General features: G+C 65.2%; 21 protein-coding genes and 1 tRNA gene. 1 reads left to right on the plus strand and 21 read right to left on the minus strand.

Annotated features, from left to right (window positions below):
• Positions 1-127: 127 nt before the first annotated feature.
• Positions 128-2,761, plus strand: coding sequence for an EAL domain-containing protein (locus G020_RS0105890; protein ID WP_019590684.1), 2,634 nt, complete (start codon positions 128-130; stop codon positions 2,759-2,761).
• Between the two features lie 18 nt (positions 2,762-2,779).
• Here the strand turns inward: G020_RS0105890 and truB are convergent, their stop codons facing one another.
• From truB to G020_RS0105995, 21 genes are all read right to left on the minus strand, one after another.
• The gene (gene truB, locus G020_RS0105895) at positions 2,780-3,739 is read right to left on the minus strand and encodes a tRNA pseudouridine(55) synthase TruB (RefSeq protein WP_019590685.1); all 960 of its coding nucleotides are present in this window, start codon (positions 3,737-3,739) and stop codon (positions 2,780-2,782) included.
• A gap of 11 nt (positions 3,740-3,750) precedes the next feature.
• Positions 3,751-4,203, minus strand: a complete 453-nt coding sequence (rbfA, locus tag G020_RS0105900) for a 30S ribosome-binding factor RbfA (RefSeq protein ID WP_019021187.1) — start codon at positions 4,201-4,203, stop codon at positions 3,751-3,753.
• A complete protein-coding gene (gene infB / locus G020_RS0105905; RefSeq protein ID WP_024328967.1) occupies positions 4,203-7,043 on the minus strand; it encodes a translation initiation factor IF-2 in 2,841 nt (946 codons plus the stop codon). The genes rbfA and infB overlap by 1 nt, the downstream gene beginning before the upstream one ends.
• A 75-nt stretch (positions 7,044-7,118) precedes the next feature.
• Positions 7,119-8,612: a transcription termination factor NusA gene (gene nusA, locus G020_RS0105910; RefSeq protein WP_024328968.1), complete on the minus strand. Its 1,494-nt coding sequence runs from the start codon at positions 8,610-8,612 to the stop codon at positions 7,119-7,121.
• 48 nt (positions 8,613-8,660) lie between these two features.
• Positions 8,661-9,131, minus strand: a complete 471-nt coding sequence (rimP, locus tag G020_RS0105915; protein ID WP_024328969.1) for a ribosome maturation factor RimP — start codon at positions 9,129-9,131, stop codon at positions 8,661-8,663.
• 174 nt (positions 9,132-9,305) lie between these two features.
• Positions 9,306-9,382: transfer RNA gene (locus G020_RS0105920), tRNA-Met, on the minus strand.
• 55 nt (positions 9,383-9,437) lie between these two features.
• Entirely contained in the window at positions 9,438-9,782 is a 345-nt protein-coding gene (locus G020_RS0105925; RefSeq protein WP_024328970.1) for a DUF2818 family protein, read from the minus strand.
• An 18-nt stretch (positions 9,783-9,800) separates the two neighbouring features.
• Entirely contained in the window at positions 9,801-11,249 is a 1,449-nt protein-coding gene (gene nuoN, locus G020_RS0105930) for an NADH-quinone oxidoreductase subunit NuoN (protein WP_024328971.1), read from the minus strand.
• Positions 11,250-11,262: 13 nt separating this feature from the next.
• Complete coding sequence (locus G020_RS0105935) at positions 11,263-12,777, minus strand: NADH-quinone oxidoreductase subunit M (RefSeq protein WP_018869951.1); 1,515 nt, start codon at positions 12,775-12,777, stop codon at positions 11,263-11,265.
• A gap of 52 nt (positions 12,778-12,829) precedes the next feature.
• The gene (nuoL, locus tag G020_RS0105940; RefSeq protein ID WP_024328972.1) at positions 12,830-14,824 is read right to left on the minus strand and encodes an NADH-quinone oxidoreductase subunit L; all 1,995 of its coding nucleotides are present in this window, start codon (positions 14,822-14,824) and stop codon (positions 12,830-12,832) included.
• A gap of 6 nt (positions 14,825-14,830) precedes the next feature.
• A complete protein-coding gene (gene nuoK, locus G020_RS0105945; protein ID WP_018869953.1) occupies positions 14,831-15,136 on the minus strand; it encodes an NADH-quinone oxidoreductase subunit NuoK in 306 nt (101 codons plus the stop codon).
• A gap of 73 nt (positions 15,137-15,209) precedes the next feature.
• Positions 15,210-15,848: an NADH-quinone oxidoreductase subunit J gene (locus G020_RS0105950; RefSeq protein ID WP_024328973.1), complete on the minus strand. Its 639-nt coding sequence runs from the start codon at positions 15,846-15,848 to the stop codon at positions 15,210-15,212.
• 14 nt (positions 15,849-15,862) lie between these two features.
• The gene (nuoI, locus tag G020_RS0105955; RefSeq protein WP_018946352.1) at positions 15,863-16,351 is read right to left on the minus strand and encodes an NADH-quinone oxidoreductase subunit NuoI; all 489 of its coding nucleotides are present in this window, start codon (positions 16,349-16,351) and stop codon (positions 15,863-15,865) included.
• 10 nt (positions 16,352-16,361) lie between these two features.
• Positions 16,362-17,426 (minus strand): NADH-quinone oxidoreductase subunit NuoH, encoded by a 1,065-nt coding sequence (gene nuoH / locus G020_RS0105960; protein ID WP_024328974.1) that lies wholly within the window; start codon positions 17,424-17,426, stop codon positions 16,362-16,364.
• A 14-nt stretch (positions 17,427-17,440) separates the two neighbouring features.
• Complete coding sequence (gene nuoG, locus G020_RS0105965) at positions 17,441-19,846, minus strand: NADH-quinone oxidoreductase subunit NuoG (RefSeq protein WP_024328975.1); 2,406 nt, start codon at positions 19,844-19,846, stop codon at positions 17,441-17,443.
• Between the two features lie 34 nt (positions 19,847-19,880).
• Positions 19,881-21,161 (minus strand): NADH-quinone oxidoreductase subunit NuoF, encoded by a 1,281-nt coding sequence (gene nuoF, locus G020_RS0105970; RefSeq protein WP_024328976.1) that lies wholly within the window; start codon positions 21,159-21,161, stop codon positions 19,881-19,883.
• Between the two features lie 4 nt (positions 21,162-21,165).
• On the minus strand, positions 21,166-21,696 hold the full coding sequence (gene nuoE, locus G020_RS0105975) for an NAD(P)H-dependent oxidoreductase subunit E (protein WP_018946356.1): 531 nt from the start codon (positions 21,694-21,696) through the stop codon (positions 21,166-21,168).
• Positions 21,696-22,949: an NADH-quinone oxidoreductase subunit D gene (locus G020_RS0105980; RefSeq protein WP_018946357.1), complete on the minus strand. Its 1,254-nt coding sequence runs from the start codon at positions 22,947-22,949 to the stop codon at positions 21,696-21,698. Before G020_RS0105980 ends, nuoE begins: the two co-directional genes overlap by 1 nt.
• A complete protein-coding gene (locus G020_RS0105985) occupies positions 22,942-23,667 on the minus strand; it encodes an NADH-quinone oxidoreductase subunit C (protein WP_024328977.1) in 726 nt (241 codons plus the stop codon). The genes G020_RS0105980 and G020_RS0105985 overlap by 8 nt, the downstream gene beginning before the upstream one ends.
• A 17-nt stretch (positions 23,668-23,684) precedes the next feature.
• Positions 23,685-24,161, minus strand: a complete 477-nt coding sequence (locus G020_RS0105990) for an NADH-quinone oxidoreductase subunit B family protein (protein ID WP_018869962.1) — start codon at positions 24,159-24,161, stop codon at positions 23,685-23,687.
• Positions 24,152-24,508: an NADH-quinone oxidoreductase subunit A gene (locus G020_RS0105995; RefSeq protein WP_018869963.1), complete on the minus strand. Its 357-nt coding sequence runs from the start codon at positions 24,506-24,508 to the stop codon at positions 24,152-24,154. The genes G020_RS0105990 and G020_RS0105995 overlap by 10 nt, the downstream gene beginning before the upstream one ends.
• Positions 24,509-24,687 lie beyond the last annotated feature (179 nt).

Below are 24,687 nucleotides of genomic sequence, written 5' to 3' on the forward strand. Positions count from 1 at the left end.
TGGCGCTGGCGAACAGGCGCGTATGTTAGCACGCGCTCAAGCAGCGTGAACAGCGAACGGGCCGACGGCCGCCGCGCGGGGGATTCTGGTATATTGTGAACTTCATCACTCCCCGACAGGGACGGTCATGGCCACGCAGGAAACCCGCCGGCTCCAGGCCCGCATCCTGCTGCTGGCACTGGCGGTGCTGGTGCTGCTGGGCCTGATCGCGGCCAGCCTTACCGCCCATGCCTATTATCAGCAGGCGCGCGACCGCGCGGATCTGGCGCAGCAGGCCGCGCTGCAGCATCACGGCCAGGCGGTGGCGCAGTATTTCGACCGCCTGGAGGACATCGCGTGGCAGGTCGCCAGCCGCAGCCGCATCCGCGACGAACTGGCCGCCTACAATCGTGGCGCGACCGATCTCGAAGACCTGCAGGACTTCAGTCACGACAAACTGGAAGATGCCCTGCGCCCCTCCGGCGCGGCCGGCATCATCCGCCTGGATGCGGAAGGCCGCCAGGTACTGGCGGTGGGCGACGCCAACCCGGACCCGATCTACTGGCCGGACATCGACCCGGCAATGCGCGAAACCCGCATGCGGGACCATCTGGCCGGGGAGGGCCGGGCCTGGATCATGATCGCGGTGCCGATCCTCTCGCGCGAGGACGAATGGCTGGGCGCCGACATCCTGGTGTTCCCCGCCGAGGCCATGGTCGGCGTGCTGGAGTCCGCCGCCGAGGGCGGCAAGGCCGCCTGGCTGGAGGGCCCGCAGGGAGTGGTGCTGCGGGTGGACGACATCACCTGGAGCCTGATGCCGACCGGCGCCGGGAACCCGGTGGCCCCGGCACTGCAGCAGGCCCGCGGAGGATCGCAGGCCCTGCAGCGCACGGACGGCGAGGTGGTCTTTGCGGTGCCGGTACGCCCGGGCTGGGGGCTGGCGATGGCCGTACCGGAGGAGGAACTCTACGCCGGCATGATGGCCCACCTGGCGCTGCCGGTCACACTGGTACTGGGCATGGCATTGCTGTCGGGACTGGGGCTGATCGGCGTGATCCGGCCGCTGTCACGCCAGGTGGTGGCGCAGTCCGAGGCCCTGGAGCGCGCGTCCGAGGAGCAGGAGGATCTGCTGGAGTACGCCAGCGGCTTCGTCTATCGCTTCGACCGCTCGGGTCGGGCGCGCTACATCTCGCCCGGCGTGGAGCGGGTCCTCGGCCGCAGCATGGACCGCCTGCCGGAGACCACCCTGCGCGCGCTGGTCGAACCCTTCCTGCCCTATCTCGAGGGCACCGCGGTGCCGATCGACGGCGGCAGCGACGCCGACCTGCCTCCGGCACGCGCCGAGGTCACCGACGTTTCCGGCGAACGGGTGGTCCTGGAGCTCAACGCGCGGGTCCGCTATGACGGCGACCGGGTGGTGGACATCTTCGGCGTCGCCCGCGACGTGACCAGCCGCGAAGAAGCCCGGCGCCGGGTCAGTCATCTGGCCAACTACGATCCGCTCACCGATCTGCCCAACCGCACCCAGCTCGACCAGCGCCTGGCGCGCGCGATTGAACGCTGCCGACTCCACGACGAGCGCCTGGCGGTACTGTTCGTCGACCTGGACGGCTTCAAGTACGTGAACGACAGTCTGGGCCATCATCGCGGAGACGAGCTCCTGGAAGCGGTCGCCCGGCGCCTGCTGGGCGCCATCGACCGGCACTCCACCATTGCGCGCCATGGCGGCGACGAATTCGTGGTGCTGACCGAACACATCGCCACCGCGGAGGACGCCGCCAGCGTCGCACACGAGCTGCTGCGTGCACTGGAGTCGCCGTTCCACGTCGCCGGTCAGGAGCTGTTCATCGGCGCCAGCATCGGCATCAGCCTGTTCCCCGACGACGCCGCAACCCCGGACATGCTGATCCGCAACGCGGACTCGGCGATGTACCGCGCCAAGGCACGCGGGCGCAACAACGTGCAGCTCTACACCGCCGACCTCACCGACGCCAGCCAGCGCCGGCTGGCGATCGAGGCCGGCCTGCGACGAGCCATCGAGGGCGACGAGCTGGAGGTCGTGTTCCAGCCGCAGTGGGACCTGCCCGGCGAGAGCCTGGCCGGTGCCGAAGCCCTGGTCCGCTGGCGCCATCCGGAGTTCGGCATGATCAGCCCGGCGGAATTCATCCCGGTGGCGGAAGAAAACGGCACCATCGGTCTGCTTGGCCGCTGGGTGCTGCGCGAAGCGGTACGCCGGGCGCGCGAATGGGGACCGGAGCGTCTGGGCCGGATCGGGGTCAATGTTTCCGGCCACCAGGTGCTGTTCGGGGATATCGTCACGGACGTGCGGTCGGTGCTCGCCGAGACCGGGCTGGAACCCCACAGGCTCGAGCTGGAGATCACCGAGGGCTTCGTCATGGACCACGCCGAGCGCGGCATCGCCACCCTGGAGGAACTGCGGTCAATGGGCGTACAGCTGGCGATCGACGACTTCGGTACCGGCTATTCGTCGCTCAGCTATCTCAAGCGCCTGCCGGTGCAACGGCTGAAGGTGGATGCCTCGTTCGTGCAGGGGGCGGACTGCGACCCCGCCGATGCCGCCCTCACCGCGTCCATCATCGCCATGGGTCACAAGCTGGGGCTGACGGTCATCGCCGAGGGCGTCGAGACCGCCACCCAGCGCGACCTGATCATTCGGGAGGGCTGCAACGAGGCCCAGGGGTATCTCCTCGCGCGGCCGATGTCGGCGGAGCAGCTGGCCGCGCTGATCGCGGACCCGGTGCCCGCGTATCGCCGCGAATGAGGTCGGTTGCAGCGGGCCTCAGCCGGTGACGAACAGACGCCGCGGGCGAATCGTGCCGTCCCCGGCCTCCAGCCCCACGCCGAGAAATTCGCCTGCGGGCCCGTGCAGGCGTACCAGGACCCCGCCCGCTTCCGGTTCGTCCGCAGCCGGCGAGACACCCGCGATGCGCTCGCTCACCGCTTCCGCTCCCGCCGGATTCCCGTGGCGCAGTGCCGCCGCTCCGGCGGCACCCAGATGGAGCTGCGGCCAGCCGGACAGGGCGGCCTCCGGCGGCAGCAGACAGGCCTCGATCGCCGCTGCACCGCCCTCCTCGAAACGCTGCTCCAGGGCTTCCAGGGTCCACATGGCGTCGGCCGCGAAGGCCCCGTGGCCGGTGCGCCGCAGCTCTTCAACCGCCGCACCGCAGCCGAGGGCTTCCCCGATATCGGTCACCAGCGACCGGATATAGGTGCCCTTGCTGCAATGCACCTCCAGCCGCAGGCGATCATCCGCCAGCCGTTCGATATTCAGCGAATGGATCCGCACCGGCCGCGGAGGACGGTCCACTTCCACCCCTTCGCGCGCCAGCTCGTACAGCCGCCGGCCGTCCTTCTTCAGGGCCGAGACCATCGGGGGAACCTGCTCCAGATCGCCGGTGAAACCGCGTTCCAGCCGCGCCGGATCCTCGTCCGTGATCGCGGGAACCGGGGACTCGGCAAGGATTTCTCCGTCCATGTCCGCCGAGTCGGTCTCCACACCCAGCCGCGCGACAGCCACATAACGCTTGTCCGCGTCCAGCAGCCAGCCGGACACCTTGGTCGCCTGCCCGAAACACAGTGGAAGAAGCCCGGTCGCCCGTGGATCCAGGGCGCCGGTATGGCCCGCCTTGCGCGCCCCGAGGAGGTATTTCACCCGACCCAGCGCCTGGTTCGAACTGAGCCCCTGCGGCTTGTCGAGCAGCAGGATGCCGTCGACGTTGCGCCCCTTCCTGCGCGCCACGGGGAATCGGTTTACCGGTCCTGCGGGACGTCGGGATCACCGGAGGCATCCGGGTCCCCGCCGCCTTCCGCTCCGGCCTCCGCATCACCGTCGCCGTGCCGCTCGCGATCCTCCGCAAGCGCCTGACTGATCAGCGAAGACATGCGCGCGCCGCGTTCGGGCGTATCATCGTAGATGAACCGCAGTTGCGGGATGCTGCGCATACGAATCCGGCTGCCCAGCGCCCGACGCAGGAAGCCGGCCGCGCTGTTGAGGCCCTGCTGCGCCTCGCGACCGCCCTCCTCGCCGCCCAGCCGGGTGAAATACACCCGGGCGTGGGCCAGATCCTTCGAGACCTCCACCCCCGAGATGGTCACCATGCCGACCCGCGGGTCCTTCACCTCGACGCGCACCAGTTCGGCGAGCTCGCGCTGGATCTGCTCGCCGACCCGGTCACTGCGCTGGAAGTCGCGGGGTCCGGGCATTACAGCGACCGCTGGACCTCGACGCGCTGGAAGACCTCGATCTGGTCCCCGGCCTTCACGTCGTTGTAGTTCTTCACCGCGATACCGCATTCGGTACCGGCGCGGACCTCGTTCACGTCGTCCTTGAAGCGGCGCAGGCTTTCCAGCTCGCCCTCGTACACCACCACGTTGTCACGCAGCACGCGGATCGGGTTGCCCCGCTTGACCGAACCCTCGACCACCAGGCAGCCGGCCACCTGGCCGAAGCTCGAGGCCTTGAACACCTCGCGCACCTCGGCCAGGCCCACGATTTCCTCGCGGGTCTCGGGCGCCAGCAGCCCGGACAGGGCCTGCTTCACGTCCTCGATGGCCTCGTAGATGACCGAGTAGTAGCGGACGTCGATCCCGTTTTCCTGCGCCACCCGCTTGGCGCCGGCATCGGCGCGCACGTTGAACGCGATCACGATCGCATCCGAAGCGGTCGCCAGGTTGATATCCGACTCGGAGATACCGCCGACCCCGGTGGAAATCACCTTGACCCGGACTTCCTCGTTGGACAGCTTGACCAGCGATTCGCGCAGCGCCTCGGCGGATCCCTGCACGTCGGCCTTGATCAGGATGTTGACCGTGCCGACGTCGCCTTCCTGCATCTGGTTGAAGATGTTTTCCAGCTTGGCCGCCTGCTGCGCCGCCAGCTTGCGCTCGCGCTGCTTGGTGTCGCGGTACTCGGCCACTTCGCGCGCAGTCTTTTCGTCCGCGACCACCAGCATCTCGTCGCCGGCCTCCGGCACCCCGGAGAGCCCCAGGATCTCCACCGGCATCGACGGACCGACTTCCTTTACCGCCGTGCCGGTGTCGTCGAACATCGCCCGCACACGGCCGTATTCCTTGCCGGTCAGCACGATGTCGCCATGTTTCAGGCTGCCGGACTGCACCAGCACCGTGGCCACCGGGCCACGGCCCTTGTCCAGCCGCGACTCGATCACCACGCCGCGCGCCGGCCCCTCGTCCGGGGCCATCAGCTCCATCAGCTCCGCCTGCAGACCCAGGCCTTCCAGCAGCTCGTCGATGCCTTCCCCGGAATGCGCCGAGACCCGGATGAACTGGGTGTCGCCACCCCATTCCTCGGGGATTACCTCGTGCTGGGCGAGATCGTTGATCACCCGGTCGGCATCCGCCTCCGGCTTGTCGATCTTGTTGACCGCGACCACGATCGGTACGCCGGCGGCCTTCGCATGGTTGATGGCTTCGAGGGTCTGCGGCATCACGCCGTCATCCGCCGCAACCACCAGGATCACGATGTCCGTGGACTGGGCACCCCGGGCACGCATCGCGGTGAACGCCGCATGTCCCGGCGTATCGAGGAACGTCACCCCGTCATGCCCGTTCTCGACGTGATAGGCCCCGATGTGCTGGGTGATCCCGCCGGCTTCTCCGGAGGCCACGCGCGTCTTGCGGATATGGTCCAGCAGCGACGTCTTGCCATGGTCCACGTGGCCCATCACGGTCACCACCGGCGGACGGGCCTTGGGCTCGGCGGTCTGCTCCTGGGCAACCTCGATCTGATCCTCGATGGTCTCTTCCCTTGCGGGCACCGCGGTGTGGCCCATTTCCTCGACCACCAGCATCGCCGTTTCCTGATCGATGGACTGGTTGATGGTAGCCATCACGCCCATGCCCATCAGGGTCTTGATCAGCTGCGGCGCCTTGATCGCCATCGCCTGCGCCAGATCGGCCACCGTGATGGTCTCCGGCACTTCCACCTCGCGCACCACCGGTGCGGTCGGCTTGGCGAAGCCGTGCTTGCCGGCCACGGCCTGGGCCGCCTGCGACTGCCCGGCGCCCTTGCCCTTGTCACCCTTCTTGCGCCGACCACGACGGTCGCCGGCGACATGCAGTTCCTTGCGGTCGTCCTTGCGGCCACCCTTGCGGCCCTTGCCGGACTTGGCGGGTTCCGCCGGTGCCGCGGCGGGAGCCGGTGCCGCGGCGGGAGCCGGTGCCTGGCGCTGCTGCGCGGCCTCGCGTTCCAGGCGCGCCTGTTCTTCCTTCTCGCGCTTCGCCTCCTGCTTCTCCTGCTCTTCCTGCTTGCGCTTCTGGCGCTCCTCGCGTTCGACCTCTTCCTGCTTGCGCGCTTCCACAGCCTTGCGCTGAGCTTCCCGCTCGGCTTCCAGCTGCATGGCCAGCTGCTGCGTGCGGCTCAGCGGCTTCTTCGGGGCGGCCGGCGCTTCTTCCGCGGCTGCGGCCGGCTCCTCGGCCGCCTCTTCCGCCTCGGGTGACTCCGGTGCCTCGGCTGCGGCCGCCTCCGCCGCTTCGGGCTCTTCTTCGACGTCCGCCGGTTCCTCCGCCGCGGCCTCGTCGGCCGCCGGTTCAGGTTCCGGTTCCGGCGTCTCGGCCACCACCGGCTCATCCGCCGGTGCTTCCGCCTCCGGCGCCTCGCCGGCTGCGGCCTCCTCGGCTTCCGGGGTCACCGGCGATTCTGCATCGGGACGGGTCTCTTCCGGTGCCGCAGCGGCTTCGGATTCCACATTCTCGGCCGCCTCCGGGCGATCCTCCGGCGCCGGTGTTGCATCCGCCGGCTTGCGCTTGAGGGTGCGCTTCTTGCGCACCTCCACGTTAACCGTCTTGGTCTTGCCCTGGCCCGAGCTGACCTTCAGCGTCTGCGCCTGGGAACGCCGCCGCAGAGTCACGCGGTCACTCGCCCCGCCGGAGGAACCCTGGCGCAGATGGTCCAGCAGCTGGCGCTTCTCGGCATCGGTGATGGGCGCCTCGGGCCCGGCCACCTCGACGCCCGCCTCCTTGAGCTGCTCCAGGAGACGATCGACGGGCTTGCCCACCGATTCCGCGAATTGCTGCACTGTCATTTGCGCCATGGCGCTACCTCCATTCCAGATTCTGTTCCGGCGTGCCGCTGTCCGACCACCGCCGCTGCGTCGCGATCATTCCCCGGTTTCGAACCAGGGGGCGCGCGCGGTCATGATCAATTCGGACGCCTCCTGCTCGGAGATGCCCAGCATTTCCACCACGTCGTCCGCGGCCTGCTCGGCGAGATCCTCCATGGTGCACACCCCGCTGGCTGCCAGCCGATTCGCCAGCGCCACGGTCATGCCATCCATGTTCAGCAGATCCTCGGCCGGCTCGCCACCCCCCCCGTCCTGTGCCGCGATCGCCCGCGTCAGGAGCGCGTCGCTGGCCCGGTTGCGAAGTTCCCCGACCACGTCCTCATCGAATTCCTCGATCGACAGCAGTTCCGCCTCGTCCACATAGGCCACCTCGTCCAGGGTACTGAAGCCTTCCTGCACCAGGATCCCGGCCACCTCCTCGTCGACGTCCAGCGCCTCCATGAAGTAGGTCACCAGCTGCCGGGCCTCGGCCTCGCTCTTCTCCTCGGCCTGTTCCTCGGTCATCACGTTCAGCTCCCAGCCGGTCAGCTGCGAGGCCAGGCGGATGTTCTGCCCCCCGCGGCCGATCGCCAGCGAAAGCTTGTCCTCGGCCACCGCGATGTCCATCGACTGCTTCTCTTCGTCGACCACGATCGAGAGGACTTCCGCCGGCGACATCGCATTGATCACGAACTGGGCCGGATTCTCGTCCCATACGATGATATCGATGCGTTCGCCCGCAAGCTCGTTGGAGACCGACTGCACGCGCGAACCGCGCATGCCCACGCAGGCCCCCACCGGATCCAGCCGAGGGTCATTCGAGCGCACCGCGATCTTCGCCCGCATGCCCGGATCGCGGGCCGCCCCGAGGATGTCGATGATCTCCTGCCCCACCTCCGGGACCTCGAGCTTGAACAGCTCGATCAGGAACTCCGGCGCGGTCCGGCTGAGGATCAGTTGCGGTCCGCGAGCGTCCGGCCGGATCTCCTTGAGATAGCCGCGCAGGCGGTCATTGGTGCGTACCGTCTCGCGCGGAATCATGTGCTCGCGCGGGACCAGGGCCTCGGCGTTGTTGCCCAGGTCCACGTAGGTCCCGTTGCGGTCGGTACGCTTGACGATCCCCATCACCAGCGAACCGACCCGGTCCTCGTACTCCTCGACGACCTTCTGCCGCTCGGCATCGCGCACCTTCTGCACGATCACCTGCTTGGCGGTCTGCGCGGCGATACGCCCGAAGTCTACGGCCTCGACCGGTTCCTCGATCACCTCTCCGATCTGAATCTCCGGGTATTTCTGCTGCGCGTAGGACAGCAGCATCTGATAGTCGGGAGACTCGAACTCGGGATCCTCGTCGTCCACCACCGTCCAGCGGCGATAGGCCTCGTAATCGCCGCTTTCGCGGTCGATGCTCACACGCACATCCATGCGCCCACCGTGATACTTGCGCGTGGCCATCGCCAGGGCCGATTCCAGGGCCTCGAAGATAACGCCCTTCTCGACGCCCTTCTCGTTGGAAACGGCGTCGACGACCAGCAGGATCTCCTTGTTCATGTCATGCCTCTTCGCAGCCTCGACAGTCGCCTGTCGACATCAGGTTGTTCATGATTGCGTCCCCGGGTCTTCTTCCAGCACGCGCGCATTGTGAATCGCGGCCAGCGGCAACTCGTAGGCCGTGCCATCGACCGCCACCTCGATCATGGTGTCGTCCGCGGACAACAGCTGCCCACGGTAGTTCCGCCGCCCGTGTTCCGGCCAGGTCAGACGCACCTTGACCGCACGACCGACGTACTCGCGGAACTGATCGGGAGTAAACAGGGGACGTTCGATGCCCGGACTGGACACCTCGAGCGTGTAGTCCGCGCGGATCGGACTTTCCACATCGAGGACCGCGCTGACCTGCTCGCTGACGCGCGCACAGTCATCCACGGTCACGCCGGTCGAACGATCGATATAGATGCGCAGCATCTGCGGCTTCGAACCCGCATGGTGCTCGATACCCCAGAGCTCACAACCCTGGCCTTCGACCACGGGTCCCAGTAGCGCCTTCAGTTGTTCAACCTGCTCGGACAAATGTCTGTCGACCTCGATTCCACTGCACCGGTGCACGGAGCCCGGAAACAAAAAAAGGGCGTTGAACGCCCCTTTACACCTTCCGTCATGGAAACAGGCTGCAGCTCGAAGCCTGTCGGCGCGCGGGAGCGCGACCCCAAGAAAAAGGCCCCGCGAAGGGGCCCTTTCGAAAACTGGTAGCGGGGGCAGGATTTGAACCTGCGACCTTCGGGTTATGAGCCCGACGAGCTGCCAGACTGCTCCACCCCGCATCCGAGAAAACGTACTTTACCAAGCCGCGGGCCGGCTTGCAAGCCCCGATCGGAATCAGCGAGAACGGCGCGCCCGCTGACGCAAATGCGGGCGAAGATCATGCCGCCAGATGAACCCGGGGATCGCGAACACCGCAAACATCGACAGCCCGATCACGTAGAACTCCCAGCCCTGTGCATGAACACTGCCCGTCGCCTGATGTTCGAGACCCTTGCCGATCAGCCCCACCAGCAGGAACAGCACCAGCCATTCGAAGACCCGGGTCCAGCCTCCCTTGCTCCCGGTCGCCGGGAGGAACATCAGCGCGATGCGATCGGTCAGCCACGGCAGGTTGGCGGCCACGAAGGCAAACGCCACAAACCCCCAGACCAGGACTTCAAACGGGACCAGTTGATTCAAGACATCCTCCGGGACGGATCAGCCAGCAATGGCGTAGTGGGTAACGGACAGCAGAAGGCCCGGAAAAATTCCCAGCAACAGCACTGCCAGGCCATTGATGCTCAGCGCCGTGGCCAGCGCACCCGAAGGCTGCACCGGTTCGCTGGCCTCCTCCTTCGGTTCGTCGAAGAACATGATCTTCACCACCCGCAGGTAGTAGAACGCACCGATGATGCTGAAGATCACCGCGACCACACCCAGCCAGACCAGGCCCGCACCCACGGCCGCCTGAATCACGGCCAGCTTGGCATAGAAACCGACGGTCGGCGGAACCCCGGCCATGGAGAACAGCAGCAGAAGCATGATGAAGGCGAACCACGGGTTACGTCTGGCCAGCCCGGCGAAGTCGTCCAGGCGATCGGCCTCGTAACCCCGGCGCGACAGGAACACGATCATGCCGAACCCGCCGGCCGCGGTGAGTGCATACACGATCACGTAGAACATCGCCGAGGCGTAGCCCGAATCGGTCCCCGCGAGGATCCCCATGAACAGGAACCCGACATGCGCGATGGTCGAATACGCGAACATACGCTTGATGCTGGTCTGCGCGATCGCAATCACGTTGCCCACCGCCAGCGACAGCACGGTCAGGATGATGAGCATGCCCTGCCAGTCGGCATGCATCGGTCCCATGCCCTCGACCAGCAGCCGCATCAGGAACGCGAAGGCCGCGATCTTCGGAGCGGTCGCGATGAACAGCGTCACCGCCGTCGGCGCCCCGTCATAGACGTCGGGCACCCACATGTGGAACGGCACCGCCCCCAGCTTGAACGCGATCGCCACCACCAGGAACACCAGACCGAACACCAGCGGGACGTTCAGGGCGTCATCGGCCATCGTCAGTTCGGAGGCGATCACCGCGATATCCAGCGAGCCGGTCATGCCGTAGATCATCGACATGCCGTACAGCAGCAGGCCGGACGCCAGCGCCCCCAGCACGAAGTACTTCATCGCGGCTTCGCTGGCCCGGGTGTTGTCGCGCCAGAACGCCACCAGCGCATACGAGGACAGCGACAGCAGTTCCAGGCCCAGGTACAGGGTCAGCAGATTGTGGCCCGAGATCATGATCATCATCCCCAGGACCGCGAACAGCCCGAGGATGTAGAACTCCCCCTTGTGGATGTCGCGCGCCATCAGATACGGCCGCGAGTAGAGGAAGACGAAGAAGCTCGTAACGTACACCGCCAGTTTCAGCACGTCGCTCATCGGGTCCTTGATGAAGCTGTCGCTGAAGGTCAGCACCACTTCCGGACCGGCCAGCCACAGCGTCAGCACCGCGGCTCCCGCGAGCGTCGCCTGCACCAGGCCGTAGGTGATGTCGCGGCGCGAATCCGGCAGGAACGCATCCAGTATCAGGATGAAGCACGCCATCCCGAGGACGAACATCTCGGGAACGGCGGGCAGAAAGGCAGGAATCTCGAAATTCATGTCAGGCGTCCGTTCAGAGCTTCGAGTGCGCGATATGCGCCACGAGGTTGTCGATGGTCGCGTTCATCACTTCCAGCAGCGGTGCCGGCCACACGCCCAGCAGCAGCGTGAAAAACGCCAGCAGCCCCATCAGGAAGAATTCGCGCCGGTTCATATCGGACAGGCCGGCCACGTTCTCGTTGGCCACGGTGCCAAAGATCACGCGCTTGACCAGCCACAGGGTGTACCCCGCCGCCAGGATCAGCGTGGTCGCGGCGAGGAAGGCAATCCAGAAATCAGCCTTGAAGGCAGCCAGGATCACCATGAATTCACCCACGAAGCCCGAGGTGCCCGGCAGACCGGTATTGGCCATCGCGAACAGCACAAAGAACGCGGCGAACCATGGCATGGTGTTCACCACACCACCGTAATCCGCGATCTGCCGACTGTGCAGCCGGTCGTAAAGCACGCCCACCGCGAGGAACATCGCCGCAGAGATGAAGCCGTGCGAGATCATCTGCACCATGCCGCCGGCGATACCCAGCGACGCGCCCTGCCAGTCGCCGGTATTCGAGTAGATGTAGAACGCTAGGAAGAAGCCCAGAGTCACGAAGCCCATGTGGGCGATCGACGAGTACGCGATCAGCTTCTTCATGTCGCTCTGGATCAGTGCCACCACCCCGATGTACACCACCGCGATCAGCGACAGCACGATCATCAGCGTGTCCAGCACCGCGGACGCATCCGGCGTGATCGGCAGCGAGAAACGCAGGAAGCCGTAGCCGCCGATCTTCAGCATGATCGCCGCCAGGATCACCGACCCCCCCGTCGGCGCCTCGACGTGCGCGTCCGGCAGCCAGGTATGCACCGGGAACATCGGGATCTTGACCGCAAACGCCAGGAAGAACGCGAGGAAGATCAGTATCTGCGCGGTCATCCCGATCTGCAGGGCATGGAAGTCCTGGATCAGGAAGCTGCCGGACTGGATGTACATCCAGATCAGTGCGACCAGCATGAACACCGACCCCAGGAAGGTGTAGAGGAAGAACTTGATCGTTGCGTACACGCGGCGCGGCCCGCCCCAGATCCCGATGACAAGGAACATGGGGATCAGCATCGCCTCGAAGAACACGTAGAACAGCACCGCGTCCATCGCCGCGAACATGCCGATCATCAGTCCTTCCATGACCAGCATCGCGGCGAGGTAGTAGGCGATGCGATCCTTCACCGACTCCCATGCGGCGATGACCACGACCACCGTGATCAGCGTGGTCAGGAGGATCAGGGGCATGGAGATGCCGTCGACCCCGAGGTGATAGTTCACGTTGAACGCAGGGATCCAGGAGGCCACCTCCTGGAACTGCATCTCCGCGGTGCCGCGCTCGAACATGAACCACAGCGGCAGGCTTGCCACGAAAGTGGCCACGGCCACGCTGAGGCCCAGGCGCCGGGCCACCACCGGCGCGTCGCGCCCGGCGGCAAGCGTCAGGAAGCCACCGAGGATCGGCAGCCAGATCAACAGACTCAGAATGGGCCAGTCAGCAAACATGGTCGTTCCTTGAAACAGCGGTGGGCTTCGCAGCGGTCATCGTCGAAACCCCTCAGATCACGAAGGCGAACATCAGGACCAGCAGGCCGATGATCATCACGAATGCATAGTGATAGAGGAAGCCGGACTGCACATGGCGCACCCGGGCCGACACCCAGCCCACCGAACGCGCGGCGCCGTTGACCAGCCAGCCGTCAATGATCATCGCGTCGCCATAGCGCCACAGCCAGCGCCCGAGGCGCCGCGTGCCACCGGCGAAGAACCAGTCGTTGAAGCGGTCAAACCCGTACTTGTCCTCGAGGATGCGCACACCCGGCCGCAGACGGTCGGCGATCACCGCCGGCAGATCCGGCCGTTTGATGTAGAGGTACCAGGCGGTCGCAAGCCCGGCCATCGCGAACCAGAACGCCGGCGCCACGAGCCCGTGCAGCACGAAGCCGAACACCCCGGTGTAGCTCTCGCCCTTCTGCGCCAGTACGTCCTTCGCCTCGCTGACGAAGATCGAATCGGCAAAGAAGTCGCCAAACAACATCGGGCCGATGAAGTACCCGGCCACCACCGACGGGATCGCCAGCAGGATCAGCGGCAGCGTAACCACCCACGGGGTCTCGTGCGGATGCGGGGTACCGTGATGATGGTGATCTTCACCGTCCCCGTGATCCGGCATGTAGTGATGTGCCTGGTCGTAGCGTTCCTCCCCGTGGAACACCATGAAGAACATGCGGAAGGTGTACAGCGCGGTTACGAACACGCCGAGCAGAACCATCCAGTAGGCAAAAGTCGCCCCCGGAATCTCGGAGTACCCGACTGCTTCGATGATCGCGTCCTTGGAAAAGAACCCGGAGAAGAACGGGAACCCGATCAGCGCCAGCGACCCGATCAGCGCGGTCACGTAGGTGATCGGCATGTGCCGGCGCAGCCCGCCCATGGCGCGCATGTCCTGCAGATGGTGCATCGCAATGATCACCGAGCCGGCGGCCAGGAACAGAAGCGCCTTGAAGAACGCGTGGGTCATCAGGTGGAACACACCGGCCGCATACGCCGAGGCCCCCAGGGCGACGGTCATGTATCCGAGCTGCGACAGCGTCGAATACGCGACCACGCGCTTGATGTCGTTCTGCACCAGACCGATCAGACCCATAAAGAAGGCCGTGATCGCCCCGATCACCAGGATGAACGACAGAGCCGGCACGGAGAACTCGTACAGCGGCGACATGCGCGCCACCATGAAGATGCCCGCGGTCACCATGGTCGCCGCGTGGATCAGCGCCGAGATCGGGGTCGGGCCTTCCATGGAGTCCGGCAGCCATACGTGCAGCGGCACCTGGGCGGATTTACCCATCGCACCAATGAACAGGAAGATCAGCGCCAGATCCAGCAGACCGAAGGTCCAGCCCGGCCAGATGGTGATGGTCGCCTCGCTCATCGCCTGCCCTTCGGCGAACACCTCGGTGTAGTTGAGGCTGCCGGTGTAGAACACCAGCGCGGCGATCCCGATCAGGAATCCGAAGTCCCCGACGCGGTTGACGATGAACGCCTTCATGTTGGCGTAAATGGCCGTGGGGCGTTTGTACCAGAAGCCGATCAGCAGGTAGGAGACCAGCCCCACGGCCTCCCAGCCGAAGAACAGCTGCATGAAGTTGTTCGCCATCACCAGCATCAGCATGGAGAAGGTGAACAGCGAAATGTACGCGAAGAACCGCTGGTAGCCGGGATCGTCCTGCATATAGCCGATGGTGTAGATGTGCACCATCAGCGACACGAAGGTCACCACCAGCATCATCATGGCGGTCAGGTTGTCGACCAGGAAACCGACCTCGAACCGGATCCCGTCAGAAACCATCCAGGTGTACACCGATTCGTTGTACACCCCGACTCCGCCGAACACGTGCTGATAGAACACCACCACGGAGAGCAGGAAGGAGATGGCCACCCCGGCGATGGTCACGCTGTGCGCGCCCACCCGGCCGATCTGACGCCCGAACAGACCGGCGACGATCGCGCCCGCCAGCGGCGCCAGGACAATAAGGAGATAGATCGTATCCATGGCCCGTTATCCTTTCATTTCGTCCAGATCCTGGACGTTGATCGTCCCGCGATTACGGAACAGCAACACCAGGATGGCCAGCCCGATCGCGGCTTCCGCCGCGGCGACCGTCAGGATGAAGAACACGAAGACCTGCCCGGCCAGATCCTGCAGGAAGAACGAGAAGGCAATGAAGTTGATGTTCACTGCCAGCAGCATCAGTTCGATGCACATCAGCAGCACGATCACGTTCTTTCGGTTCAGGAAGATCCCGGCCACGCTGATCGAAAACAACAGCGCGGCCAGCACCAGGTAGTGCTCTAGCGTAATCATTGTCTGGCCCTGAATTCCTTTGGGGGACGGACAAGCCCGCCCCGCGGTGGTTAGGCACCGGCACGCGCCGGCGTCATTCCTGGTTCGGGTCGTCGTCGCGTTCCGCCCCGCGGCTGTCACGCGCCTTGTCTTCGGACTTCATCGACACCATGCGGACGCGTCCCTCGCGCGAGACCTCGATCTGGCGCGCCGGGTCGATCCGCTTGTTGTCCGGCCGCCGGCGCATGGTCAGGGAGATCGCCGCGATGATCGCCACCAGCAGGATCACGGCGGCAATCTCGAACGGGTACACGTATTCGGTGTACAGAACCGCCCCCAGCGCCTCGGTGTTGGCGTACTCGGGGCCAGCCCGTTCCGGTGCATCCATGGTGATGTAACGCGTGATCACCAGCACCAGCACGGTCGCCATCGCGGCAGCGACCACCAGGCCAACCGGGAGGTATTCACTGAAGCCCTCCCGCAGCCGGGCGATGTTGATGTCCAGCATCATCACCACGAACAGGAACAGCACCATGACTGCGCCGACATAGACCAGCACGAGTACAAGTCCGAGGAACTCGGCCTCCGCCATCAACCACAGCGCCGCAGCCGAGACAAAGCACACCACCAGAAACAGCGCGGCATGCACCGGATTGCGCACGCTGATCATCGCCAGCGCGGCACCCAGCAGGATGGCGCCAAAAAGATAGAACAGAAAGAGCTCGAAGGTCATCGTTGCGTCCCTGATTACCGGTACGGGGCGTCGATCGCACGGGCCTCGGCGATCTCCTTCTCGAAGCGATCACCGATCGCCAGGAGTTTGTCCTTGGTCATGATCTGCTCGCCCCGATTCTCGAAGTGGTATTCGAAGATGTGCGTCTCGACGATGGAATCCACCGGGCAGGCCTCTTCGCAGAACCCGCAGAAGATGCACTTGAACAGGTCGATGTCATACCGCGACGTCCGCCGCGTACCGTCCTCGCGCTCTTCCGAATGAATCGTGATCGCCAGCGCCGGGCACACCGCTTCGCACAGCTTGCAGGCGATGCAGCGCTCCTCGCCGTTGGGATAACGGCGCAGCGCGTGCAACCCGCGGAAACGCGGCGACATCGGGGTCTTCTCGTCCGGGTACTGCACGGTGAACTTGCGGCGGAACAGGTACCGGCCGGTCAGCCGCAAGCCCAGCAGCAGTTCGAAGAACAGGAAGCTCTTGAAGAAATGACGCACGGATTTCATGGCGAACTCCTTACGCGAACCACGGGCCGACGTCGAACGCGACGAACACGCCCAGCACGAACAGCCATACGATGGTGACCGGGATCAGCACCTTCCAGCCCAGCCGCATGATCTGGTCATAGCGATAGCGCGGGAAGGTGGCACGGAACCACAGGAAGATGAACAGGAACAGCGCGGTCTTGATCAGGAACCAGTGCAGGCCGTCACCCAGCAGGGTACCGATCACCGGCCAGTCGAACATCGCCGCCGGCAGGATGCCCTGGAACGGGGACAGCCAGCCGCCGAGGAACAGCACCGCGGTCAGCGCCGAGATCAGGATCATGTTGGCGTATTCGGCGAGGAAGAACACCGCGAAAGCCATCCCGGAGTATTCCACGTGGAAGCCGGCCACGATCTCGGATTCCCCTTCGGCCACGTCGAAAGGCGCCCGGTTGGTCTCGGCAACCCCGGAAATGAAATACACGAAGAACAACGGCAGCAGCGGCAGCAGGAACCAGTGGTAGACGCTGCCCGACTGGGCCTGGACGATGTCGCCGACGTTCATGGAACCCGCGGCCATCAGTACGCCCACCAGGGCGAAGCCCATCGCGATCTCGTACGAAACCAGCTGCGCCGCCGATCGCAGCGAGCCCATCAGGGCGTATTTCGAGTTGGATGCCCATCCCGCAATGATGATCCCGTAGGCGCCCAGCGACGTCAGCGCCAGGAGATAGAGAAGACCCGCATTCACGTCCGCCAGCGCACCGCCCTCGAAGAACGGAATCACGGCCCAGGCCGCCAGCGCCGGTGCGATCGTCAGCACCGGTGCGCTGAAGAACAGGAACCGGTTGGCATTCGACGGGACGATCACCTCCTTCATGAGGAGCTTCAGCGCGTCCGCGATCGGCTGCAGCCATCCGCGCGGTCCCACGCGATTGGGCCCGACGCGCACCTGGATATAGCCGATGATCTTGCGCTCGGCGAAGGTCAGATAGGCGACACCCAGCATCAACGGGATGATGATCAGCTGGATGCCGATCAGGATCTGCATCACCGTTGGCAGTGAATGGAACAGGTTGAGAATCCAGTCGAACATGGTTCAGTCCCTTGTCAGGCGCGTGCGAGCGTGACCGGCTCGCCCGGGGCACCAAGCGGGGCCGCGTCACCACCGGTGAGGGTGATGGCCAGGCCCGGCGGTACGGAATCGTCAAGCACAAGCGTCAGTTCGGCCTCGGCCCGTCCCTGCTGCACGCGAACCCGGCTGCCGTCGGGGATCCCGCCGGCCGAGTCGGGGTGCACCTGCACCGCGTTCGCCAGCTGCCCCTCGGGGCTGCGCTGCAGCGGTTCGGCCCGACGCACGAGCGGATCGGTGGCGTACAGCGAACGCGAGGCGACGCGCCGCAACCCTTGTTTGCCCGAGTCTGCGATTTCCGGTTCCTCAACGTGCACACGGTTCAGGTTGACCGTGTTGTCGAAGCTGACATCCGCGAGGAGGCCCTTCAGCTCGTCGCGCACTGCGGGCGAATCGAGGTAATCGAAGCCCTTCTGCGCGAACAGGTTGCCCAGCACGCGCCAGACCTTCCATCCCGGACGAGCCTCGCCCGGGGCGCGGCTCGCCGCGCGGAAGCTCTGCCAGCGTCCTTCGGCGTTCACGAAGGTCCCGGAGGATTCGAAGCTGGTCGCGACCGGCAGCAGAACGTCGGCCGATGCCTGCAATTCGGCGTCGGCAAACGCGGTCAGTGCGACCACGAATCCCGCGTCGCGCACTGCCTGCTGGAAAGCGACCGGATCATGTCCGTCGCGGCCGGGCTCGAGTCCGGCAACGACGAACGCGTCGCGGCCTTCGTTCAGCATCTCCGGCGCCGGGCGTCCGCTGGTCTCGAGCGCCTGACCGGCCACGCCGCGATGCGGCAGCACCCCGGCCAGCCAGGCACCGGCCGCATTCGCGCCCTCGGGCATGTACCCGAGACGGGCCCCGGTATGGCGGGCGATCCAGCCGGCCAGGGCCCGCAGGGTCGCAAACGCCGGGCTGGCCATGGCGTCCGCACCCAGCAGCACGTGGCCCTGTTCCCCGTCCAGCAGCGAGCGTGCGGCCCGCTCGAACGCTTCGCGGGTGTCCGGATCGTCGCTTTGGGCGGCCTTGACGATCTTTTCCAGGCGGGGCGGCAGCCCCTCGCCGGCCGCCGCGATACGCCCGGCAATCCCGGCCAGGGCCATGACCTGGTCGTGCTCGTTGCCGACCAGCTGGGCCGCCACCGGGTAGGTCAGGTCCAGCAGCTGGTTATGCACCAGGGTAACCCTGGCGTCGTGGTTGAGAGCCGCCTTGCGCAGGCGATGCGCCAGCAGCGGCTGCTCGCGCCGCGGATTGGTGCCGACCAGCAGGATCGCATCGGCGCGGTCCAGATCGGCGATCGGGCTGCCCAGCCAGGGGAACAGGGGCGCGGCGTCGTCGTCGCGGAAATCCTGCTGGCTCATGCGATGGTCGATGTCGCGCACGCCCAGCCCGCGAAGCAGTTTCTGGCCGAGGTAGTGTTCCTCCAGCGACAGCGACGGAGAAAACAGCCCGCCGATCCGCTCGGGGGCCACCTTGCGCAGGCCTTCCACCGCATGCTGCAGGGCGGTCTCCCAGTCCACGTCCTGCCACTGCCCGTCGCGCTTGATCCGCGGAGTGGTCACGCGGTCCTCGGCATACAGCCCCGCGTAGGAGAAACGGTCCCGGTCCGAGATCCAGGTCTCGTTGACCGCTTCGTTGTCGCGCGGGACCACCCGCATCACGCGCCCGTCATAGGTATGGGCGGCAATATTGGAACCCACCGCGTCGTGCGGGGCAATACTGGGGGCCTGGGCGTATTCCCAGGCACGTGCGCCGTAGCGCGACGGCTTGGCGGTGAGCGCGCCCACCGGACACAGATCGATCACGTTCCCGGAGAGCTCGTGCGCGACGGTCTTCTCGACATAGGTCCCGATCCGCATGTCTTCGCCGCGCCCGGTCGCACCCAGTTCGCGCACGCCCGCGATCTCCTCGCCAAAGCGCACGCAGCGGGTGCAGTGAATGCAGCGGGTCATCTCGGTTTCGATCAGCGGACCGATATCCTTGTCGTGCACGACCCGCTTGGCTTCGGTGTATTGCGAAACGGACTCGCCATACCCCATCGCCACGTCCTGCAGTTCACACTCGCCGCCCTGATCACAAATCGGACAATCCAGCGGGTGATTGATCAGCAGAAATTCCATCGTGCCCTTCTGCGCGGAAATCGCGAGGGGCGACTGAGTGTACACCTTCATGCCGTCCATCACCGGCGTGGCACAGGCCGGCAGCGGCTTGGGCGCTCGCTCGACCTCCACCAGGCACATCCGGCAATTGGCGGCCACGGACAGTTTCTTGTGATAGCAGAAGCGCGGAATCCGGATATCGGCCTCGTCCGCAACCTCGATGAGCATGGTGCCCTTGGGCGCCTGCAAGGTCTGCCCGTCGATCTCGACGGTGACCAGATCCTGTGGCTGATCCTGACTCATGTTCGATTCCTGCTGCGTGTGCGCGACGGGGCGATCAGGCGGCGCTGGCCACCGGGCTCCGACCGTGCTGGATGTAGTGTTCGAATTCGTGACGGAAATGCTTCACGAAACTGCGCACCGGCATCGCGGCGGCATCCCCCAGGGCGCAAATGGTGTGCCCCTCGATCTTGCTCGCGACGTCGTCCAGGCGTTCCAGGTCCTCGGGACGACCCTTTCCTTCCACGATGCGGGTCAGCATGCGGTACAACCACCCGGTGCCCTCGCGGCACGGCGTGCATTGGCCGCAGGATTCCGAATAATAGAAGCGCGAGATCGTCTGCAGCGCCTTCACCATGTCGGTGGTCTCGTCCATCACGATCACCGCGCCGGAGCCGAGCATGGATCCGGCCTGGGTAATGGAGTCGTAATCCATGTTGGTCTGCAGCATCGTGTCGCCCGGCACCACCGGCACGGACGAACCGCCCGGGATCACCGCCTTGAGCTGGCGGCCGTTGAGCACGCCACCGGCCATCTCCAGCAGTTCCCGAAACGGCATGCCCAGGGGCACTTCGAAGTTGCCGGGTTTATTGACGTGTCCGGACACCGAGAACAGTTTCTCGCCGCCCGATTTGGGCACGCCCAGGTCCGCGAACCACTGGCCGCCATTACGGATGATCGACGGGATGGAGGCGAGCGACTCGGTGTTGTTGACCGTCGTCGGCTTCCCGTAGACCCCGAAATTCGCGGGGAATGGCGGCTTGAAGCGCGGCTGCCCCTTCTTGCCCTCCAGCGACTCCAGCAACGCGGTTTCCTCGCCGCAGATATAGGCGCCCGCGCCCAGCGTCGGATACAGATCGAAGTCCACGCCCGAGCCAAGGATGTCACGCCCGAGGTAGCCGGCCTCGTAGGCCTCCTTCAGGGCGGCCTCGAAGCGCGTATTGACCTCGTCCATGAACTCGCCGCGCATGTAGTTGTATCCCACCGTTGCGCCGATCGCGTAACCCGCGATCGCCATCCCCTCGATCAGCGCATGGGGGTTGTACATCAGGATCTCGCGATCCTTGCAGGTACCGGGCTCCGATTCGTCGGAGTTGCAGACGATGTATTTCTGCCCCGGGGAATTGCGCGGCATGAACGACCATTTCATCCCGGTCGGGAACCCCGCGCCTCCGCGGCCGCGGAGGTTGGAGGTCTTGACCTCCTCGATCACGTCTTCCGCGGCCATCTTGCCGCCGAACACCTTTTCCAGCGCCTGGTATCCGCCGACGCTACGATAGGTCTCGAGCGACGACGGGTCATCCAGGTAGCGGGTCGCGAAACAGATCTGGTTGGCCATCGTTTCAGGACTCCAGGCCGTCGAGAATCTCGTCCACGCGCTCCGGCGTCAGATTCTCGTAATAGACGTGGTTCACCTGCATCATCGGCGCCCCGCAACAGGCGGCGAGGCATTCTTCTTCCTTCTTCAGGTAGAACTTCCCGTCGGGCGTGGTTTCGCCCAGGGTGATGCCGAGCCGGTTTTCCAGATGCTCGATAATCCCGGCCGAGCCGCGCAGACTGCAGGAGATGTTGTTGCACACCGCGATGGTGTGCTTGCCCACCGGCTCGAGCTCGAACATCGAGTAGAACGAACCCACTTCGTAGACGGCGATCGCCGGGAGCCCCAGGTAGTCGGCAACCGCGTCCATCTTCGCGGTGGAAACGTAGCCGTCCTCGTGCTGGACCACCCGCAGTGCGGCGAGTACCGCCGAGCGCTTCTGGTCCTCCGGATAGCGGGCCAGCCAGTGATCGATCTCCTCGCGCTCGTGGTCGCTCAGGTCGACCTTGTGCTCGGCCGGCTTGTGAAAGGCAACGGGTTTGGGTTCGGCAGCCATCAGCGATCAATCTCCCCGAAGACGATATCCTGGGTTCCGATAATGGCCACGACGTCGGCCAGCATGTGGCCCCGCGCCATCTCGTCCAGGGCGGAAAGGTGGACAAAGCCCGGCGGGCGCACCTTGAGGCGATACGGTTTGTTGGCGCCATCCGACACCAGATAGCAGCCGAACTCGCCCTTGGGATGCTCGATGCCGGCGTAAGCTTCGCCCTCCGGCAGGCACATCCCTTCGGTAAACAGCTTGAAGTGATGGATCAGCGATTCCATGTCCGCCTTCATCTCTTCGCGCTTCGGCGGCGTGATCTTGTGATCCTCCAGCAGCACCGGGCCGGGATTCCTGCGCAGCCAGTCGACGCACTGCCGAATGATGCGGTTGGACTGGCGCATTTCTTCCATGCGCACCAGGTAACGGTCGTAGCAGTCCCCATTGACCCCGACCGGGATGTCGAAATCCAGCTGATCGTAGACCTCGTAGGGCTGCTTCTTGCGCAGGTCCCATTCCACCCCGGATCCGCGCAGCATCGGGCCGGTGAAACCGAGCTGTTTCGCCCGGTCGGCATCCACCACCCCGATACCGACCGTCCGCTGTTTCCAGATACGGTTGTCGGTCAGCAGGGTCTCGTATTCGTCCACGCACCCCGGGAACCGCTCGGTGAACGACTCGATGAAGTCCAGCAGCGAGCCCTGGCGATTGGCATTAAGCTCGTCGACCGTTTCCTGCGACTTCCAGGCCGAGGGCTGGTATTTCGGCATGGTGCCGGGCAGGTCGCGGGCGACCCCTCCGGGCCGGTAGTAGGTGGCGTGCATGCGCGCGCCGGAGACCGCCTCGTAGCAGTCCATCAGGTCCTCGCGCTCGCGGAACGCGTACAGGAACACCGTCATCGCGCCGATGTCCAGAGCGTGCGCGCCCAGCCACATCAGGTGATTCAGGATTCGGGTGATCTCGTCGAACATCACCCGGATGTACTGCGCCCGCAGCGGCGCTTCGATACCAAGCAGACGCTCCATGGCGAGCACGTAACCGTGCTCGTTGCACATCATGGACACGTAGTCCAGACGATCCATGTAGCCGATCGACTGGTTATATGGCTTGCTCTCGGCAAGTTTCTCGGTCCCCCGATGCAGCAGGCCGATATGCGGATCGGCGCGCTGCACCACCTCGCCGTCCATCTCCAGGACCAGCCGCAGCACGCCGTGTGCAGACGGATGCTGGGGACCGAAATTCAGGGTGAAATTGCGAATCTCAGGCATGATCGGCTCCTTCCGCCGGCGCGTCGCCATCGGTGTAGCGATGGTCGTCGCGGATCACCTTCGGCACCAGCACGCGCGGCTCGATGGTCACCGGCTGGTACACCACGCGCGCCTGCTCGGTGTCGTAGCGCATCTCCACGTGGCCGATCAGCGGGAAGTCCTTGCGGAACGGATGGCCGACAAAACCGTAGTCGGTCAGGATGCGACGCAGGTCCGGATGCCCCGAGAACAGGATCCCGAACAGATCGAAGGCCTCGCGCTCGAACCAGTTGGCCGACGCCCAGACATCCACCAGCGACTCCAGCTCCGGGAATTCATCATCCGGCAGCCAGGCACGCATGCGCAGGCGACGATTGTTCTGCACCGACAGCAGATGGACCACCACGGCGAAGCGCGGACCGTCCCAGCACGATTCGCCGGGCGCATCATCGAACGTGAACCGGCCCGAGGTGGCGGACTGGACGCCACGACTGAAACCCTCACTGGAGGCGTCATCGGTGGCCCACTCGGTCTGTCCGTACTCGAGATAGTCCACCCCGCACAGGTCGATCAGGATTTCGAATCCGAAATCCTCCTCGTCGCGCAGGGTCTCGGCGATCTCGCGCCAGGCGTCCGCCGGTACTTCAATGGTTGCCTCGCCGTTGACCACCCGCACTCCGTCCAGGCGTTCGCCCAGCTTCGCGCGCAGTACGTCAATCCAGGTCTGTTGTTCAGCCATCTGCCACCCCGGGTCGCTCAGCGCGCGATCGTGTTCGTGCGCCGGATCTTGTTCTGAAGCTGAATGATGCCGTAAAGGAGTGCCTCGGCCGTCGGCGGACAGCCCGGCACGTAGATATCCACCGGCACGATGCGGTCGCACCCCCGAACCACGGCATACGAATAGTGGTAGTAGCCACCGCCGTTGGCACAGGAGCCCATGGAGATCACCCAGCGCGGTTCGGACATCTGGTCGTACACCTTGCGCAGCGCCGGTGCCATCTTGTTGACCAGCGTACCTGCCACGATCATCACGTCGGACTGGCGCGGACTCGGGCGGAATACCACTCCGAACCGGTCCATGTCGTAGCGCGCGGCACCCGTGTGCATCATCTCCACCGCACAGCAGGCCAGACCGAAGGTCATCGGCCACAGGGAGCCGGTGCGGGCCCAGTTGATGAGCTTGTCAGCCGAGGTGGTGACGTAGCCCTTTTCCAGAACGCCTTCTATTCCCATTCCAGCGCCCCCTTCTTCCATTCGTAGACAAAGCCGACTACCAGAATCAGCAGAAACAGCGCCATCGCAAGAAGCCCGAACAGGCCTACGGCATCGAGGGAGACGGCCCAGGGAAACAGAAAGGCGATCTCGAGATCGAAGATGATGAAAAGGATGGCGACCAGATAGAACCGAACGTCGAACTTGAGGCGCGAATCCTCGAACGCCTCGAAGCCGCATTCATACGGCGAATCCTTGGCGGCATCCGCCTTGCGGGGCCCCACGGCCATGCCGATCACCAGCGGCACGATACCGATCACGATGCCTACTGCAATGAACAGCAGGATGGGCAGATATCCTTCCAGCATGTCTCTCTCCCGTACGCCGCCTCGGGCGGGCAGGTCCACGGGTCGGCCGAACAGGAGGGCCGGACCATGGGCGGTTCAGCGTTGCTGGGTGAATGCGCCGGGGCCGCGGCCCTCGGGCGATCGGGCCGGTGCGCTCACCGGTGAGGCAGTCTAGGTGAAGCCGGAAAACGGTGTCAAGC

This window comes from Thioalkalivibrio sp. ALR17-21 (genome assembly GCF_000420185.1).
In the GTDB taxonomy this organism is placed as follows: Bacteria; Pseudomonadota; Gammaproteobacteria; order Ectothiorhodospirales; family Ectothiorhodospiraceae; genus Thioalkalivibrio; species Thioalkalivibrio halophilus.

Excerpts from the sequence above, each read along its gene's own strand:
- G020_RS0105890 (WP_019590684.1), top strand. The coding sequence starts at position 128 with ATGGCCACGCAGGAAACCCGCCGGCTCCAGGCCCGCATCCTGCTGCTG.
- rbfA (WP_019021187.1), bottom strand. The coding sequence starts at position 4,203 with ATGCCCGGACCCCGCGACTTCCAGCGCAGTGACCGGGTCGGCGAGCAG.
- infB (WP_024328967.1), bottom strand. The coding sequence starts at position 7,043 with ATGACAGTGCAGCAATTCGCGGAATCGGTGGGCAAGCCCGTCGATCGT.
- nusA (WP_024328968.1), bottom strand. The coding sequence starts at position 8,612 with ATGAACAAGGAGATCCTGCTGGTCGTCGACGCCGTTTCCAACGAGAAG.
- nuoN (WP_024328971.1), bottom strand. The coding sequence starts at position 11,249 with ATGAATTTCGAGATTCCTGCCTTTCTGCCCGCCGTTCCCGAGATGTTC.
- G020_RS0105935 (WP_018869951.1), bottom strand. The coding sequence starts at position 12,777 with ATGTTTGCTGACTGGCCCATTCTGAGTCTGTTGATCTGGCTGCCGATC.
- nuoL (WP_024328972.1), bottom strand. The coding sequence starts at position 14,824 with ATGGATACGATCTATCTCCTTATTGTCCTGGCGCCGCTGGCGGGCGCG.
- nuoK (WP_018869953.1), bottom strand. The coding sequence starts at position 15,136 with ATGATTACGCTAGAGCACTACCTGGTGCTGGCCGCGCTGTTGTTTTCG.
- G020_RS0105950 (WP_024328973.1), bottom strand. The coding sequence starts at position 15,848 with ATGACCTTCGAGCTCTTTCTGTTCTATCTTTTTGGCGCCATCCTGCTG.
- nuoI (WP_018946352.1), bottom strand. The coding sequence starts at position 16,351 with ATGAAATCCGTGCGTCATTTCTTCAAGAGCTTCCTGTTCTTCGAACTG.
- nuoH (WP_024328974.1), bottom strand. The coding sequence starts at position 17,426 with ATGTTCGACTGGATTCTCAACCTGTTCCATTCACTGCCAACGGTGATG.
- nuoG (WP_024328975.1), bottom strand. The coding sequence starts at position 19,846 with ATGAGTCAGGATCAGCCACAGGATCTGGTCACCGTCGAGATCGACGGG.
- nuoF (WP_024328976.1), bottom strand. The coding sequence starts at position 21,161 with ATGGCCAACCAGATCTGTTTCGCGACCCGCTACCTGGATGACCCGTCG.
- nuoE (WP_018946356.1), bottom strand. The coding sequence starts at position 21,696 with ATGGCTGCCGAACCCAAACCCGTTGCCTTTCACAAGCCGGCCGAGCAC.
- G020_RS0105980 (WP_018946357.1), bottom strand. The coding sequence starts at position 22,949 with ATGCCTGAGATTCGCAATTTCACCCTGAATTTCGGTCCCCAGCATCCG.
- G020_RS0105985 (WP_024328977.1), bottom strand. The coding sequence starts at position 23,667 with ATGGCTGAACAACAGACCTGGATTGACGTACTGCGCGCGAAGCTGGGC.
- G020_RS0105990 (WP_018869962.1), bottom strand. The coding sequence starts at position 24,161 with ATGGGAATAGAAGGCGTTCTGGAAAAGGGCTACGTCACCACCTCGGCT.
- G020_RS0105995 (WP_018869963.1), bottom strand. The coding sequence starts at position 24,508 with ATGCTGGAAGGATATCTGCCCATCCTGCTGTTCATTGCAGTAGGCATC.